We start from the raw sequence: 14,685 nt of genomic DNA on the forward strand, positions 1-14,685 counted from the left end.
TCTATAGAACGTTTAAAATTTGCTCTTTTATTTTTTCTAATTCGTCTTTCATTTGAATCACTAATTTTTGCATAGGTGCATAATTAGCTTTAGATCCAGTAGTATTAATTTCTCTACCAATTTCTTGAACAATAAAACCTAATTTTTTACCATTAGACTCATTGCTTCCTAACTCTTTTACGAAATATTCTAAGTGATTTTCAAGTCGAACTTTTTCTTCGTTGATGTCTAGTTTCTCTAAATAATAAATCAATTCTTGCTCAAATCTATTTTCATCAACCTCAACTTTTAAGTCTGATAACGATTTTTGTAACCTAACTTTTACATGTTCAATTCTATCTGCATCTAAAACTTTTATCTCTTCTAAAATTGCTTTAATATTGGTAATTCTTTCTTTAAAATCGTCTTCTAAAGAAGCAGCTTCATCAGTTCTATATTGTACAATTTCTTTTAAAGCACTATCAATAGAATCTTCAATTTTACTCCATTCAGTTTCATCTAATTCTTCACGCTCAGTTTTTAATGCGTCTGGCATTTTTACAGCCATTTTTAACAATTCCACATCATCTTCAGAACCAGAAAACATTACATTTCTTAATTGTTCAATATATGTTTTTACAACACCTTTATTGATTGATGTTGATGTTTCATCCGCAGTCATTTCAACAAAAATTGAAAAATCTACTTTTCCTCTTACTAAACTTTTAGCTAATTTTTTTCGAACTGACAACTCCTTATCTTTATAATAAGAAGGAATTCTTGCATATAAATCTAAATTCTTACTGTTTAAAGATTTTATTTCTATAGTAACTTTTTTATTTGGTAATTGAAGTACAGATTTACCATAACCTGTCATAGATTGAATCATATATGATGTTTTAAGAAATACAAATATACATATTTATTTAGCTGCTTTTTTAGCTTGTTTAGACACTAAATAAACACCTAAAAATATTAATCCAGCCGAAGCAATTTTTATTACATTTAAAGTATCTGCTCCAACAAATATTGCATATAAAGTTGCTACAACTGGCTGAAGATATATAAAAACACTCACCGTTGTTGGTTTCAATTTCGTTAAAGCAAATAAGTTAAAAAGATAAGTGATACAGGTAGTAAATATAATTACAAAACCAATTTTATAATAAATAACTTCTGGCATTGTTTCCCAATTAATTGCTAGCGCTTCTTTTATGCTAAAAGGTGTTACGTAGAGTAACCCAAATAAGTACAGCCATTTTACAAATACTATTGGATTGTACTTTGTTGCTAGTTTTTTTACCAATACCAAATACAATCCAAAGGAAGCTGCATTAATAAAAACTAAAAAATTACCTAACATTACGTCTTGTGCTCCTTCTACTATTTTTCCACCATAAATTATTAAAAAAACCGCTCCAATTAGACCTATTATTACACCTAATATTTTTCGAGCATATAATTTTTCTTTTAATAAAATACTTGAAAAAATAAGCACCATTATTGGTGATATCACAGCAATTACAGAAGCATTTATCGGAGTTGTTAAACTTAATCCTTTAAAAAAAGTAAGTAAATTTAAACTTACGCCAAAAAAAGCGGCAATAGCCATTGTTTTGAAATCTTTTCTATCAATTTTTTCTGATTTCACAAACAATCCTAAAACCCAAAAAACCAAAGTTCCACCTGCTACTCTTAAAAAAATAAACCCAAATGGTTTTACATATACTGGCATTACATCTTTAGCAACTGTATAATTTATTCCATAAATAATAGAAACAATGGCGGCTGCAATAAGTGCTAATGTTCTTGCGTTCATAAGAATCAATAGGTTTAAGAGCGCAAAATTGAGGATAAAATTTAGATTAGTTATAAATTTTATTTGAAAAGATTACTTTTACATTAAATAAGAAAGTTGGAGACAAACAACAAACATATTTTAGTTATACGATTATCCGCCATGGGCGATGTTGCTATGTCTGTACCAGTTATTAGAGCTTTAGCAGAACAGCATTCTGATACTAAAATCACCATACTTTCAAAGCCTTTTTTAAAGCCTCTTTTTAACAATATTAATAATGTAAATTTTGTTTCTGCTGAAGTAGAAGGGAAACATAAAGGAATATTCGGATTATTTAAATTGTATAAAGAATTAAAAAAGTCAAATATTACTCATATTGCTGATTTACATAATGTTTTACGATCTAAAATAATTCGCTCTTTATTTAAATTTTCTAAAACCTCAATTGCATTTATTGATAAAGGAAGAGTAGAAAAAAAAGCATTAACTAGAATTAACAACAAAGTATTTAAACAACTAAAAACATCGCACCAGCGCTATGCTGATGTTTTTGAAAAGTTAGGTTTTACTGTTGATATTACAAAGTCAATAAAAATTATTAAACCTAAATTAAACTCAAATATTTTAAAAACTACGGGTGAAAAATCGCAAACTTGGATTGGGATTGCTCCTTTTGCAGCTTTTGCTTCTAAAACATATCCATTAGATTTATTAGAAAAAGTAATTTCTGAACTCTGTAAAAACAAGTATCAACTTATATTATTTGGAGGAAAAAACGATGTTTTAGTTTTAGAAAAAATAGCAGAAAAATATAATAACATAATTTCTGTAGCATCAAAATTAGGTGGATTAGAGAACGAAATTAACCTAATTTCTAATCTAGACGTAATGCTTTCTATGGATTCAGGAAACGCACATTTTGCTGCTATGCAGAATGTAAAAACAGTTACTATTTGGGGAATTACACATCCGTTTGCAGGATTTTCTCCCTTTAATCAATCAAAAGACTATTGCATTTTACCGGATTTAGAAAAATATCCAAACATTCCTTGTTCTATTTACGGGAATAAAGTTTGTAAAGGATATGAAGATGTAATGAGAAGTATTCCGCCAGAAAAAATTATCAAAAAAATAATTTCTATTATATAAAAAAGCTTCTAAAGAATATTCAGAAGCTTTTTAATTTGGTTATCAATTTTTGATTAGTCCACTAAAGGTGGTATTCTTAATACTTGACCTGGATAAATTTTATCTGGGTGAGAAAGCATTGGCTTGTTTGCTTCAAAAATTTCAGGATACTTCATTGGGTTTCCATAATATTCTTTTGCAATTTTACCTAAAGTATCTCCACTTACAACTGTATGAAATTGTGCCATAGCTGCTTCATCAATTTCTTCTACTTCTGCAACAGTCATATTATCATCAACAGAAGCTACACCGTCTGTATTACCAACTACTAATACAACTTTTTCTTTAGTTGCTAGATCTGCTGCTTCACCAGAAACTGTTACCGCATCATCTTCTACTATAATACCTAAGTCAGTTACCACTAAACCTAAGTCGTTTACTGCATTTCTTAAACTTGCAGATTTTTCTGCATTTTCTTCTTCCGTTGTTTTTCCAATTCCAAAGACTTTTGCTCCGGCGTTTTTAATGAATGAAAAAATTCCCATTTTTTGATTTTTTAAAATTAATAATTCGATTTTTTGTATGTTGACAATATACAATATTATAATGAAAAGTTTACTACTGCTGTACAATTTTGTAAATTCACCTAAAAATAATTTACATGTATATTCATCATATAGGTTCTGAAAATTCTGTTTTAAATAACTTCATTTCAGAAATAAGAGATAAAACTATTCAAAAAGATTCTTTACGTTTTAGAAGAAACATAGAACGGATTGGAGAAATTTTAGGGTATGAATTAAGCAAAGAATTAGAATATCAGTCTAAAAAAGTTGAAACACCTTTAGGAATAAAAACAATCAATTTACCAATAAAAAACATTGTTTTATGTTCAATTTTACGTGCTGGATTGCTTTTACATCAAGGGTTGCTAAATTATTTTGATGATGCCGAAAATGCTTTTATTTCTGCATATCGACATCACCCAAATAATGATGAAAATTTTGAAATTGTAGTAGAATATTTTGCTGCTCCTTCCATAGAAAACAAAATATTATTATTAGCAGATCCAATGCTCGCTACAGGTAAATCGTTGGTGGCAGTTTATGAAGCAATCAATGAATATGGTACACCAAAAGAAATTCATTTAGTATCGGTAATTGGTTCTTCGGAAGGAATTGATTTTATTGAAAAACATTTCCCTAAAAACACACATTTATGGATTGCTGCCATAGATGATACTTTAAATGATAAAGGATATATTGTTCCTGGTTTAGGTGATGCAGGTGATTTAGCTTTTGGCACAAAACTATAACCAAAACAATATAAAAGGAAGTATAGCAAAGGCTATAAAAATTAAATCTCTTACTATCTTATTTTTTAAAATTTCGAATCCATTTCCTAAAATAATCGCTGTTGGAAACAATAGAAATTGAAATTCTAGCTCTGATTTATTTGGATAAAAAAACAAAAATATAAAAGCTATTAAGAGATGTACTAATAATAATATCCAACTAAATTTAAAAGTATTACTTACTGAAATCACTTTGGGTGTTTTTATAAAAACAGAAATCACAGAAAATATTCCTAAGAAAAGTATTGGGATTAAAAATTTCGATTCTAAAAGAATAGAAAAGTCAAAATCAAAAACTACACTAAATAAGTTATTAAAGTCTTCTGTAGCTTCATTCCAAAAACAATACGTAAAATATAAAAATAAAGGAGTAACAAAACCAATAATAGGAACTAATAGTTCCCTAAAAGTTATTTTTTGATATAAATAAACTGCGGCATACAATAAGAAAATAAATACAATTATATACGGTTCAAATAAAAAACAAATTCCTAACCAGAAACCTCCATCAAAAAGCTTTTTTATTCCGTTTGTATGATTCTGCAAACTATATACTTTTCTTAAAAAAAGTAACATAAAAACTCCAAGAAAAAGACTTTTAATATTAAAAAAAATTGAACTAAATAGTCCTAAACCAACTACAAAAAAGAAAAATGAAAACGTATTGTCGTAAGTCAATCCATTTTTTTTAACAATAAAATTGAATAAAAAAAACTGTCCAATTAATAGTAGAAAACAACCACCCAAACTGAGTAAATAAAAAGTAGCAAAATCATTAATAAGTGATGCAAAAAAATATAAAATAAAAAGTCCAGCGATTAATATAAAATTAATAGGTTTAGAATTCTCAAAAAAATTGGCTAGCATTATTTGTTTTTCTATTTTTGCAGTGTAAATATAAGTAAGTTATGATAGCAGGCAATATTTTTAGATGGATCGGAGATTTTTTTAAGTGGACATTTAGTTTTTCTTTCGATATGCTTCGTTTAGATTTAGCAACAAAAGATGCAGGTTGGTGGATTTCTAATGTAGTTAACTGGTTATTCTTAGTTGTTCTTTTAGTATTATTCTGGTACTGGATGAAAGAATCTGCTCGCTTTGTAAAAGAAGGAACAGAAGATAGAGCCTAATTTTATAGCAAATTGGGAAGTAAAAATAAATTAAAACGTTTCCAAGAGAACGAAACGTTTCCAAATGTCATTCAGCCAACAAGAGAAGAAGTAATCAACAACTTTTCTTATAAAGGTAAGTGGCATTCTTTTTTTAAGAACGATAACCCTATTGTTTTAGAATTAGGCTGCGGAAAAGGCGAATATACGATTGCTTTAGCAGAAAAAAATCCAGAAAAAAATTTTATTGGTATTGATATAAAAGGAGCTCGTTTTTGGCGTGGAGCAAAAACTGCGATTGAAAACGACATGAAAAATGTCGCTTTTATAAGAACACAAATAGAATTGGTCGATTATATTTTTGCTGAAAATGAAGTAGATGAAATCTGGATAACTTTTCCAGATCCACAAATAAAATATCAGAGAACAAAACATAGAATGACAAATGCTACTTTCTTAAAAAGATATCATCATATCTTAAAAGAAAATGGAATTATGAACCTAAAAACTGATAGCGAATTTATGCACGGTTATACTTTGGGTTTACTACATGGTGAGGGTCATGAAATTATACACGCCAACCATAATGTGTATAAAAATGAAGGTGCTCCTGAAGAAGTAACTTCTACTCAAACTTTCTATGAAAAACAATATCTAGCTGTAGATAAAGCAATTACCTATATTCAATTTCGATTGAAATATTAACTTGCGTCATCCTGAACTTGTTTCAGAATCCCATAAAACTTTCCTATCTTCACTAAGTGAAAGAAACGGATAATTTTTTTGAAAGAGTTTATAAAACAGCTCGATTAATTCCAGAAGGAAAAGTAACTAGTTACGGTGCAATTGCAAAATATTTAGGAGCGGCACGTTCTGCAAGAATGGTAGGTTGGGCAATGAATAAAGCTCATAATTTAGAAGATGTTCCTGCACATAGAGTTGTGAATAGAAAAGGATTATTGACAGGAAAACATCATTTTGATGGCACAAATCTGATGCAACAATTATTAGAAAATGAAGGAATTGTTGTTGTAGAAAATCAAATTCAAGATTTCGAAAAAGTGTTTTGGAATCCTGGTAGCGAATTATAATTCGTTCGTCATTCTGAACTTGTTTCAGAATCACATAAATACTCAACAAAAAAGTTTATCAACCTTACCCTAACTATTTCCTAATATCTGTAAAATTTAAAAATAATAACAAAAGTTGATATCCATAATCTATCCTTATCAACCAATAAATAAACACAATCTACTTCCTTTATTTTCTGACGACTAAGCACTATCTTTGCAATCTAGAATTAATCCTAATAAATTAAAGGAAGCAAAAAATGTCTCCTCGAGCGCAGTCGAGAGGTTTTTAAAAGACAAGCTTTTTTAAGGTCTCGACTGCGCTCGACCAGACAAACAAGAAATATGAGTTTTAAAAAACAAGATATATACAACGCATTAGAAAAGATAACTGCTCCAGGCGAAGGAAAAAGTTTAGTAGAAAACAAAAATGTAACAAATGTAGTTTCTTTTGGTAATGAAGTACTAATAGATGTAACCATTAGCAATCCAACATTACAAGCAAAAAAGAAGATAGAAACAGAAATAACAAAAGCTATTCACAAAAATGTTGGAGAGAATATTGATGTAAAAGTGAATGTAAAAGTTGTTGCTGCAGCACCAAAAGAAAAACCGAATCAAATTAGAGGAAAAGAAATTCCTAATATTCAAAATATTATTGCCATCGCTTCAGGAAAAGGAGGCGTAGGAAAATCTACCATTACTGCAAATACAGCAATTACATTAGCCAAAATGGGTTTTAAAGTAGGTGTTTTAGATGCAGATGTTTACGGGCCATCACAACATATTATGTTTGATGTAGAAAAAGAAAAACCACTATCTGTTAAGGTACAAGGACGTTCTAAAATGAAACCCGTAGAAAATTACGGAGTTAAATTATTATCGTTAGGCTTTTTTACAAATCCAGATCAAGCAGTAATTTGGCGAGGACCCATGGCATCCAAAGCATTAAATCAATTAATTTTTGATGCAGATTGGGGCGAGTTAGATTTTCTATTAATCGATTTACCACCAGGAACAGGAGATATACATTTATCCATCGTACAAGCATTACCAATAAATGGAGCGGTTGTTGTAAGTACTCCACAAAACATCGCGTTAGCAGATGCTAAAAAAGGAGTTGCCATGTTTCAACAAGAAAGTATTAATGTTCCCGTTTTAGGAATTATAGAAAATATGGCATATTTTACACCAGAAGAATTGCCAAATAATAAATATTATATCTTTGGTAAAGATGGTGCAAGAAATTTAGCAGAAGATATTTCGACAAAGTTTTTAGGAGAAATTCCTTTAGTGCAAAGTATTAGAGAATCTGGTGATGTTGGTCATCCAGTAGCGTTACAAGAAAATACGCCACTAGAAAAAGCGTTTACAGATATCACTAAAGAAATGGTCTCAGAATTATTAAAAAGAAATGCAAATTTACCACCAACAGAAGTGGTAAGAATTACAACTATGAGTGGTTGTAGTGCAGTAAAAAAATAAAATATGACAGCACAAGAAACACAAAATAATGTAGAAAAAGCGTTAGATGAAATCCGTCCTTTTTTAATGAGCGACGGAGGGAATATTAAACTTATTTCTATTGAAGATGCTATTGTAAAAGTGCAATTAGAAGGTGCTTGTACAGGTTGTTCTGTAAATCAAATGACCTTAAAAAATGGTGTAGAAGCAACTATAAAAAAATATGCACCACAAATAGAACAAGTCGTTAATATCGATTAATAAACCAATATTTTGGGCGTTTCCTAAAGGTCGGGCTTTACGCTATATCTTTTTTATTGTCATTCTGCGAAAGGCAGAAATTTCCTCAAAAAAAGGATGCCGCTACAATCCCTAACGCGCTCAGTAGAACTTACAAAATGATACAAACTGATATCTTAATTATTGGTGCAGGACCAACAGGATTATTCACCGTTTTCGAAGCAGGATTATTAAAATTACGTTGTCATTTAATAGACGCTTTACCACAACCAGGCGGACAATGTTCAGAAATTTATCCAAAGAAACCTATCTACGATATTCCAGCATATCCAGAAATTTTAGCTGGCGATTTAACCGATAAATTATTAGAACAAATAAAGCAATTTCAACCAGGATTTACATTAGGAGAAAGAGCAGAAACCATCGATAAACAAGAAGATGGTTCATTTATAGTAACCACAAATAAAGGAACAAAACATCAAGCTCCAATTGTTGCCATTGCTGGCGGATTAGGAAGTTTTGAACCAAGAAAACCACCAATTCCAAATATTACAGATTTCGAAGACAAAGGAGTTGCGTACATGATTAAAGAACCTGAACTTTTTAGAGATAAAAAAGTAGTTATTTCTGGTGGAGGAGACTCAGCATTAGATTGGTCTATCTTTTTAGCAGATGTTGCATCAGAAGTAACATTAATTCATAGAAGAAACGAATTTAGAGGCGCTTTAGATTCAGTAGATAAAGTGCAAGAATTAAAAAATGCAGGTAAAATAAAATTAATTACACCAGCAGAAGTAACAGGAATTTTGGGCGATGATAAAGTAACAGGAGTTTCTGTTTCTCAAAATAAAGAAGAAGAATTTACAATAGAAACTGACTATTTTATTCCACTTTTTGGCTTGTCTCCAAAACTTGGTCCAATTGCAAATTGGGGATTAGAAATTGAGAAAAACGCTATAAAAGTTAACAACGCTTTAGATTTTCAAACGAATATTCCAGGAATCTACGCTATAGGAGATGTAAATACCTATCCAGGAAAATTAAAACTGATTTTATGCGGATTTCACGAAGCAACATTAATGTGTCAAAGTGCCTATAAACGTATTTTTCCAGACAAAAAGTATGTGATGAAATATACAACTGTAAGTGGTATTTCTGGTTTCGACGGAACTAAAAAAGAAGCACCAAAAGCTGTAATTAAAAAGATTGAGTAACGTCATTGCGAACGCAGTGAAGCAATCTCTAAAATTAAAAGATTTTTCTTATCTTGGTTAAAAATTAGAATTATGATAAATGGATTCTTAATGTATTTTAATGTGATTTCTTGTTTTGGTGATTGTCATAATTCAAGTTCATTTACATTTATGGAGCTAACTTTTTTCGGGATTATATCATTTTTTTTAGTTTCTTTTTTACTCTGGTATTACAACAATATCCCAAAAAGCAATTTTAATGAAAACGAGACAGAAATAGAACTAAAAGCTTCACGCTTGCCTAGACTAATTCTTTATCTTTCAATTGTAATTCCAAGTATAATTTTACTAATTGATTTTTTTAATTTTGGAAATCTATTTACAAGTTTTGATATATTTATGTTGTGTTCTGTAGTTACATTGATCTTATATTTTAGTATAACTCCGAAGGTTAAAAAAAGATTTAAGAGGCAAAAATTAGACAACCCAATTTATCAATCAAAAGATATCTTATTACAATCAAAAAGTTTAGATGCTAATTTTATAATTGCAGAAAAAACCACATCTATTTGGATGAAAATTTTTGTGTTTGTATTAATTGGAATTGTAGCAGTAACCCCATTATATGAATTATTAAATACAGGTTACTTTTTATAAACTTATTTCTTCAAAAGACTTTTCCTATCTTTGTATAAATAACGAAATCGATTGAAATGAATTGGTTAGACTTACTTTCACATTTAAAATATTTAATCAAGAGAAATCCTGAGTGATAATTAATGTAACAATTGATCAATTTAATAATGTATCAATTATGTTCTTATAAAACATTATTACATTAAAATATTAATTCATTATTACATTAAAAATATGCCTTTTTATCATAAATTAGGGAAAATACCACCCAAAAGACACACACAATTTAGAAAAGCTGACGGAAGTTTGTATTACGAACAATTGTTTGGTACTATTGGTTTCGACGGAATGTCTACCAACAGCTATCACGAACATAGACCAACAATGGTCAAAGAAATAAGAGAACAATATTCGGTTGAACCAAAAATTGCGAAAGCAAATAATATTCAATCCTATCGATTTCGTGGATTTCAAGTTCCGCCAGAAAACGATTATTTAAAAAGTAGAAAAGTAGTATTAACAAATTCCGATTGTAATATTATTTTATCAGCGCCAAAACAATCCACCAAAGAATATTTTTATAAAAACACAGATGCAGATGAAGTTATTTTCATTCATAAAGGATCAGGAAAATTAAGAACACATCTAGGAAACATCGATTTTAAATATGGAGATTATCTAGTTATTCCACGCGGAATTATTTACAAACTAGATTTTGATGATGAAAATAATCGACTTTTTATTGTTGAATCTTATTCGCCAGTGTACACGCCAAAACGATACAGAAATTGGTTTGGTCAACTATTAGAACATTCGCCATTTTGCGAGCGCGATATTAGAAGGCCTTATGAATTAGAAACTAATAATGAAAAAGGCGATTTTTTAATCAACGTAAAAAAACAAGGAGAAATTATAGAAATGATTTATGCCTCACATCCTTTTGATGTGGTGGGTTATGACGGATATAATTATCCGTACGCGTTTTCAATTCACGATTTCGAACCAATCACAGGGCGTATTCATCAACCGCCACCAGTACATCAAACTTTTGAGACAAACGCCTTTGTAATTTGCAGTTTTGTGCCACGTTTGTACGATTATCATCCAAATTCAATTCCTGCGCCTTATAATCATAGCAACATAGATTCCGACGAGGTTTTGTATTATGTAGATGGCGATTTTATGAGTAGAAACGATATCGATCAAGGTCATATTTCTTTGCATCCAGCAGGAATTCCACACGGTCCTCATCCAGGAACTACAGAAAAAAGTATTGGTAAAACAAAAACCGAAGAATTAGCGGTTATGGTAGATACTTTTAAGCCTTTAAAAGTTACCGAAGAAGCCATGAAAATTGCTGATGAAGATTATTATAAATCGTGGTTGGAGTAAGCCCATCTTAATCTTCCCAAAGGGAAGAAATACTCAGATGAGAAAATAAGATCATTAAAATAAAAATTAGAAGAAGCTATTTCTTGCTTTTCACTGTATCTTTTTTAAGAAAAATAAAAAAGGATGCCGTTTCAATCAAGGCTAAACTTGTTTACAAACAAATTGCTTTAAAAAAAGAAATAGCTAATTTATAAACAAAAATAACAAACACTAAATTCCCAGTAGAGTGTTCCTTCCCTTTGGGAAGGTTAGGATGGGCTTTCATATTATGAGTAAAAAAGAAATAAAATCAGTAAACTACGGTTTAGAAAAAATATTTGAAGGAGCACAAGATTTCCTTCCATTATTAGGAACAGATTATGTAGAATTTTATGTAGGTAACGCAAAACAATCTGCACACTTTTACAAAACAGCATTTGGGTTTCAGTCTTACGCGTATCGTGGATTAGAAACAGGCTCTACAGATTCTGTAAGTTATGTATTAACGCAAGATAAAATCAAGTTGATTTTAACAACACCATTAAACAGTAAATCACCAATAAACGATCATATTGTAAAACATGGCGATGGTGTAAAAGTTGTTGCACTTTGGGTAGAAGATGCAAGAAAAGCGTACCAAGAAACTACTTCAAGAGGCGCAAAATCGTACATGGAACCAACAGTAGAAACTGACGAACATGGTGAAGTTGTAAGAGCAGGAATCTATACATATGGTGAAACTGTACACATGTTTGTGGAGCGTAAAAATTATAACGGCCCATTTTTACCAGGTTTTCAAAAATGGGAATCCGATTATAATCCACCAGCGGCAGGATTAAAATACATTGATCACATGGTTGGTAATGTAGGTTGGAATCAAATGGATATTTGGGTAAAATGGTATGAAGATGTTATGGGATTTGAAAACTTTTTATCGTTTGATGACAAGCAAATCCATACAGAATATTCAGCTTTAATGAGTAAAGTAATGTCGAACGGAAATGGAAGGATTAAGTTTCCAATTAACGAACCGGCAGAAGGAAAAAAACGCTCTCAGATAGAAGAATATTTAGACTTTTACGAAGGTGCAGGTGTGCAACATATTGCTGTTGCAACCGATGATATTATAAAAACAGTAAGTCAATTAAAGGCAAGTGGAGTTGAGTTTTTATCTACGCCGCCAGAAGAATATTACAAATCTGTTCCTGGAAGATTAGAAGAATTTAGTCATGAATTAAGAGAAGATATCGAAAAACTAAAAGGTTTAGGTATTATGATTGACGCTGATGAAGAAGGTTATTTATTACAGATTTTTACAAAACCAATTGAAGACAGACCAACGTTATTTTTTGAGATTATTCAAAGAATGGGTGCAAGAGGTTTTGGTGCTGGGAACTTTAAAGCATTGTTTGAATCAATAGAAAGAGAACAAGCTAAGAGAGGGACGTTATAATCTTTTTTATCATTACAAATAAGAAAGATATTACTTCACAATTTTAAATAAAAAAGAGAAGCTTTTACACTTCTCTTTTTTCTTAACTTTTAATTTATAAAGTGATTATCCTTCGCAAGAAGCACACTCTTTCTTTTGCTTAAATTTCTGCGCAGCATTCATACTGTGCTGGTAATACATAGATTTTACACCTAATTTCCATGCATTTACATATACTGCATTTACATCTTTAATTGGCATATCTGGATGTACCATAATGTTTATAGATTGTCCTTGATCGATATGGTTTTGTCTATTTGCTGCTTGATAAACAATTACGTTTTGGTCTATTTCTGAATAGGTTCTAAACACATCTTTTTCTTCTTCTGTTAAGAAATCTAAATGTAAAACAGAACCATCATTATCTCTAATACTGTTCCAAACATCTTTTGTATTTCTTCCTTTTTCTACTAGAACTTTTTCTAAAATTGGGTTTTTTATCGTCGTTTTTATCTTGGCAATATCTTTTACATAAATATTAGACCAAATTGGCTCAATTCCTTGAGATACTTGCCCTAAAATAAACGCAGAAGATGTTGTTGGTGCAATAGCGTTTAAGGTTGTATTACGCCTTCCATACCCTTTTAAAATAGATGGCTCTCCATATTCTTTAGCCATTTCTTTTGATGCATTGTAAGACTTTTCTTTAATTACTTTAAAAATTTCGCTGTTTAACGTATATGCTTCTGCACTATCAAAAGCCAACATTTTAGATTGTAATAAAGAATGCCATCCTAATGCTCCTAAACCTAACGCTCTATTTTCTTTTGCAAAATTATAGGCTTTCTCCATAAAACGAAACGTAAATTGATCGTCTCTATCTTCAGAATTTTTATACACATCTAATTTTGTGATAAACTCTTCCATTACAGCATCTAAAAAGTAGGTCAATGTTTCTACAGCATCTGTGTCTTTCCATTGGTCATAATGCAATAAGTTTACAGATGATAAACAACAAACAAAAGACCAATCTTCATTAGAAGGTAACATGATTTCTGTACATAAGTTACTTGCGTAAATCTCGTGACCTTTGTCTTTATAAACATCTACGGTTCCATTATTTGCATTGTCTCTAAACAATATATATGGATATCCTATTTCTCCTCTTCTTTGTAAAATTTTAGCCCAAATACTTCTTTTTTCTACATCACCATCAATCATTTCTTGCATCCATTCGTTACCAACAGTAACACCATGAGTAAGTTCTTGAATTGGATTTCCTTCTGTACCTATTTCTAAAAATTCTTTAATATCTGGATGATCTATAGGTAAATATGGAGAAAAACGACCTCTTCTTACAGAACCTTGACTTACAACATCAACCATTTTTTCAAACAATTGCATGATGTGAACTGAACCAGATGATGATCCATTATTTTTTACATCTGCTCCTCTTTCACGCAACTTACCAAAGTAACCAGAAGTTCCTCCACCTAGTTTGGACATCATACCAACTTCTGATTGTGAGAATAAAATATCTCCCATATCATCTGCAACATGTGAACCAAAACAACTAATTGGTAAACCTCTTTTCTTACCAAAGTTAGACCAAACTGGTGAGGCTAAAGAGTAATATCCTGCAGCCATATATTTATAGAACTTATCGGCAAATCCTGGTTTTCCTAAAATACGTTCTGCATTGTCTGCTATTTCGCGTATTCTTTCTTCAGGTGTAGTTTCTCCTGTTAAATATCCAGACTCTAAAAATTTACGACTATTTTCTGTTAGCCATGTAATTTCTGGATCTTTCATGTTATCTAGTATTTTTTTTCTAGAAACATTTCTTGCTTGAATCATTCTTTCGTGCTCGGTAAGTTCTTTAGTTGTTTTTTGGTCGTTTAGGTTCAT

General features: G+C 30.5%; 16 protein-coding genes. 11 read left to right on the top strand and 5 right to left on the bottom strand.

Going from position 1 to position 14,685, the window contains the following annotated elements; all coding sequences use genetic code 11:
- Position 1: 1 nt before the first annotated feature.
- Together OD91_RS07590 and OD91_RS07595 are read right to left on the bottom strand one after the other, a co-directional pair.
- Positions 2–868: a YicC/YloC family endoribonuclease gene (locus OD91_RS07590; RefSeq protein ID WP_255513206.1), complete on the bottom strand. Its 867-nt coding sequence runs from the start codon at positions 866–868 to the stop codon at positions 2–4.
- A 33-nt stretch (positions 869–901) separates the two neighbouring features.
- Positions 902–1,798 carry a DMT family transporter gene (locus tag OD91_RS07595; RefSeq protein WP_144895785.1) on the bottom strand — a complete coding sequence of 299 codons (897 nt, stop codon included), beginning with the start codon at positions 1,796–1,798 and terminating at the stop codon, positions 902–904.
- Positions 1,799–1,894: 96 nt separating this feature from the next.
- On the opposite strand from OD91_RS07595, the gene OD91_RS07600 reads away from it, so the two are divergent.
- Positions 1,895–2,929: a glycosyltransferase family 9 protein gene (locus tag OD91_RS07600; protein ID WP_255513207.1), complete on the top strand. Its 1,035-nt coding sequence runs from the start codon at positions 1,895–1,897 to the stop codon at positions 2,927–2,929.
- A 53-nt stretch (positions 2,930–2,982) separates the two neighbouring features.
- Here OD91_RS07600 and lysM read toward each other — a convergent pair whose 3' ends face one another.
- Complete coding sequence (gene lysM / locus OD91_RS07605) at positions 2,983–3,453, bottom strand: peptidoglycan-binding protein LysM (protein WP_144895786.1); 471 nt, start codon at positions 3,451–3,453, stop codon at positions 2,983–2,985.
- A gap of 116 nt (positions 3,454–3,569) precedes the next feature.
- Between lysM and upp the strand changes: the two genes are divergently transcribed.
- Positions 3,570–4,223 carry a uracil phosphoribosyltransferase gene (gene upp, locus OD91_RS07610; RefSeq protein WP_144895787.1) on the top strand — a complete coding sequence of 218 codons (654 nt, stop codon included), beginning with the start codon at positions 3,570–3,572 and terminating at the stop codon, positions 4,221–4,223.
- Here upp and OD91_RS07615 read toward each other — a convergent pair.
- On the bottom strand, positions 4,218–5,129 hold the full coding sequence (locus tag OD91_RS07615; RefSeq protein WP_222428673.1) for a DUF6427 family protein: 912 nt from the start codon (positions 5,127–5,129) through the stop codon (positions 4,218–4,220). The two genes, upp and OD91_RS07615, sit on opposite strands and share 6 nt — an antisense overlap.
- 41 nt (positions 5,130–5,170) lie before the next feature.
- Between OD91_RS07615 and OD91_RS07620 the strand changes: the two genes are divergently transcribed.
- From OD91_RS07620 to hppD, 9 genes are all read left to right on the top strand, one after another.
- Positions 5,171–5,392 carry a hypothetical protein gene (locus OD91_RS07620; protein WP_144895789.1) on the top strand — a complete coding sequence of 74 codons (222 nt, stop codon included), beginning with the start codon at positions 5,171–5,173 and terminating at the stop codon, positions 5,390–5,392.
- A gap of 12 nt (positions 5,393–5,404) precedes the next feature.
- Positions 5,405–6,076 carry a tRNA (guanosine(46)-N7)-methyltransferase TrmB gene (gene trmB, locus OD91_RS07625; RefSeq protein WP_144895790.1) on the top strand — a complete coding sequence of 224 codons (672 nt, stop codon included), beginning with the start codon at positions 5,405–5,407 and terminating at the stop codon, positions 6,074–6,076.
- 56 nt (positions 6,077–6,132) lie between these two features.
- The gene (locus OD91_RS07630) at positions 6,133–6,462 is read left to right on the top strand and encodes an MGMT family protein (protein WP_144895791.1); all 330 of its coding nucleotides are present in this window, start codon (positions 6,133–6,135) and stop codon (positions 6,460–6,462) included.
- A gap of 324 nt (positions 6,463–6,786) precedes the next feature.
- Positions 6,787–7,926: an Mrp/NBP35 family ATP-binding protein gene (locus OD91_RS07635; RefSeq protein WP_144895792.1), complete on the top strand. Its 1,140-nt coding sequence runs from the start codon at positions 6,787–6,789 to the stop codon at positions 7,924–7,926.
- 3 nt (positions 7,927–7,929) lie between these two features.
- Positions 7,930–8,166: a NifU family protein gene (locus OD91_RS07640; RefSeq protein WP_144895793.1), complete on the top strand. Its 237-nt coding sequence runs from the start codon at positions 7,930–7,932 to the stop codon at positions 8,164–8,166.
- Positions 8,167–8,303: 137 nt separating this feature from the next.
- The gene (locus OD91_RS07645) at positions 8,304–9,359 is read left to right on the top strand and encodes an NAD(P)/FAD-dependent oxidoreductase (protein WP_144895794.1); all 1,056 of its coding nucleotides are present in this window, start codon (positions 8,304–8,306) and stop codon (positions 9,357–9,359) included.
- Positions 9,360–9,431: 72 nt separating this feature from the next.
- Complete coding sequence (locus OD91_RS07650) at positions 9,432–9,995, top strand: hypothetical protein (RefSeq protein ID WP_144895795.1); 564 nt, start codon at positions 9,432–9,434, stop codon at positions 9,993–9,995.
- 213 nt (positions 9,996–10,208) lie between these two features.
- Complete coding sequence (locus tag OD91_RS07655) at positions 10,209–11,366, top strand: homogentisate 1,2-dioxygenase (protein ID WP_144895796.1); 1,158 nt, start codon at positions 10,209–10,211, stop codon at positions 11,364–11,366.
- A 268-nt stretch (positions 11,367–11,634) separates the two neighbouring features.
- The gene (gene hppD, locus OD91_RS07660) at positions 11,635–12,798 is read left to right on the top strand and encodes a 4-hydroxyphenylpyruvate dioxygenase (protein ID WP_144895797.1); all 1,164 of its coding nucleotides are present in this window, start codon (positions 11,635–11,637) and stop codon (positions 12,796–12,798) included.
- 105 nt (positions 12,799–12,903) lie between these two features.
- On the opposite strand, the gene OD91_RS07665 is transcribed toward hppD, so the two are convergent.
- Positions 12,904–14,685, bottom strand: coding sequence for a ribonucleoside-diphosphate reductase subunit alpha (locus OD91_RS07665; protein WP_144895798.1), 1,782 nt, complete (start codon positions 14,683–14,685; stop codon positions 12,904–12,906).

Source organism: Lutibacter sp. Hel_I_33_5 (assembly GCF_007827455.1).
Classification (GTDB): domain Bacteria; phylum Bacteroidota; class Bacteroidia; order Flavobacteriales; family Flavobacteriaceae; genus Polaribacter.

What these genes read in the sequence shown, in the direction of transcription:
- OD91_RS07665 (WP_144895798.1), bottom strand. Translation starts at nt 14,685, where the DNA reads ATGAACCTAAACGACCAAAAAACAACTAAAGAACTTACCGAGCACGAA.
- upp (WP_144895787.1), top strand. Translation starts at nt 3,570, where the DNA reads ATGTATATTCATCATATAGGTTCTGAAAATTCTGTTTTAAATAACTTC.
- OD91_RS07650 (WP_144895795.1), top strand. Translation starts at nt 9,432, where the DNA reads ATGATAAATGGATTCTTAATGTATTTTAATGTGATTTCTTGTTTTGGT.
- OD91_RS07620 (WP_144895789.1), top strand. Translation starts at nt 5,171, where the DNA reads ATGATAGCAGGCAATATTTTTAGATGGATCGGAGATTTTTTTAAGTGG.
- OD91_RS07645 (WP_144895794.1), top strand. Translation starts at nt 8,304, where the DNA reads ATGATACAAACTGATATCTTAATTATTGGTGCAGGACCAACAGGATTA.
- OD91_RS07635 (WP_144895792.1), top strand. Translation starts at nt 6,787, where the DNA reads ATGAGTTTTAAAAAACAAGATATATACAACGCATTAGAAAAGATAACT.
- OD91_RS07590 (WP_255513206.1), bottom strand. Translation starts at nt 868, where the DNA reads ATGATTCAATCTATGACAGGTTATGGTAAATCTGTACTTCAATTACCA.
- lysM (WP_144895786.1), bottom strand. Translation starts at nt 3,453, where the DNA reads ATGGGAATTTTTTCATTCATTAAAAACGCCGGAGCAAAAGTCTTTGGA.
- OD91_RS07595 (WP_144895785.1), bottom strand. Translation starts at nt 1,798, where the DNA reads ATGAACGCAAGAACATTAGCACTTATTGCAGCCGCCATTGTTTCTATT.
- OD91_RS07615 (WP_222428673.1), bottom strand. Translation starts at nt 5,129, where the DNA reads ATGCTAGCCAATTTTTTTGAGAATTCTAAACCTATTAATTTTATATTA.
- OD91_RS07655 (WP_144895796.1), top strand. Translation starts at nt 10,209, where the DNA reads ATGCCTTTTTATCATAAATTAGGGAAAATACCACCCAAAAGACACACA.
- OD91_RS07640 (WP_144895793.1), top strand. Translation starts at nt 7,930, where the DNA reads ATGACAGCACAAGAAACACAAAATAATGTAGAAAAAGCGTTAGATGAA.
- hppD (WP_144895797.1), top strand. Translation starts at nt 11,635, where the DNA reads ATGAGTAAAAAAGAAATAAAATCAGTAAACTACGGTTTAGAAAAAATA.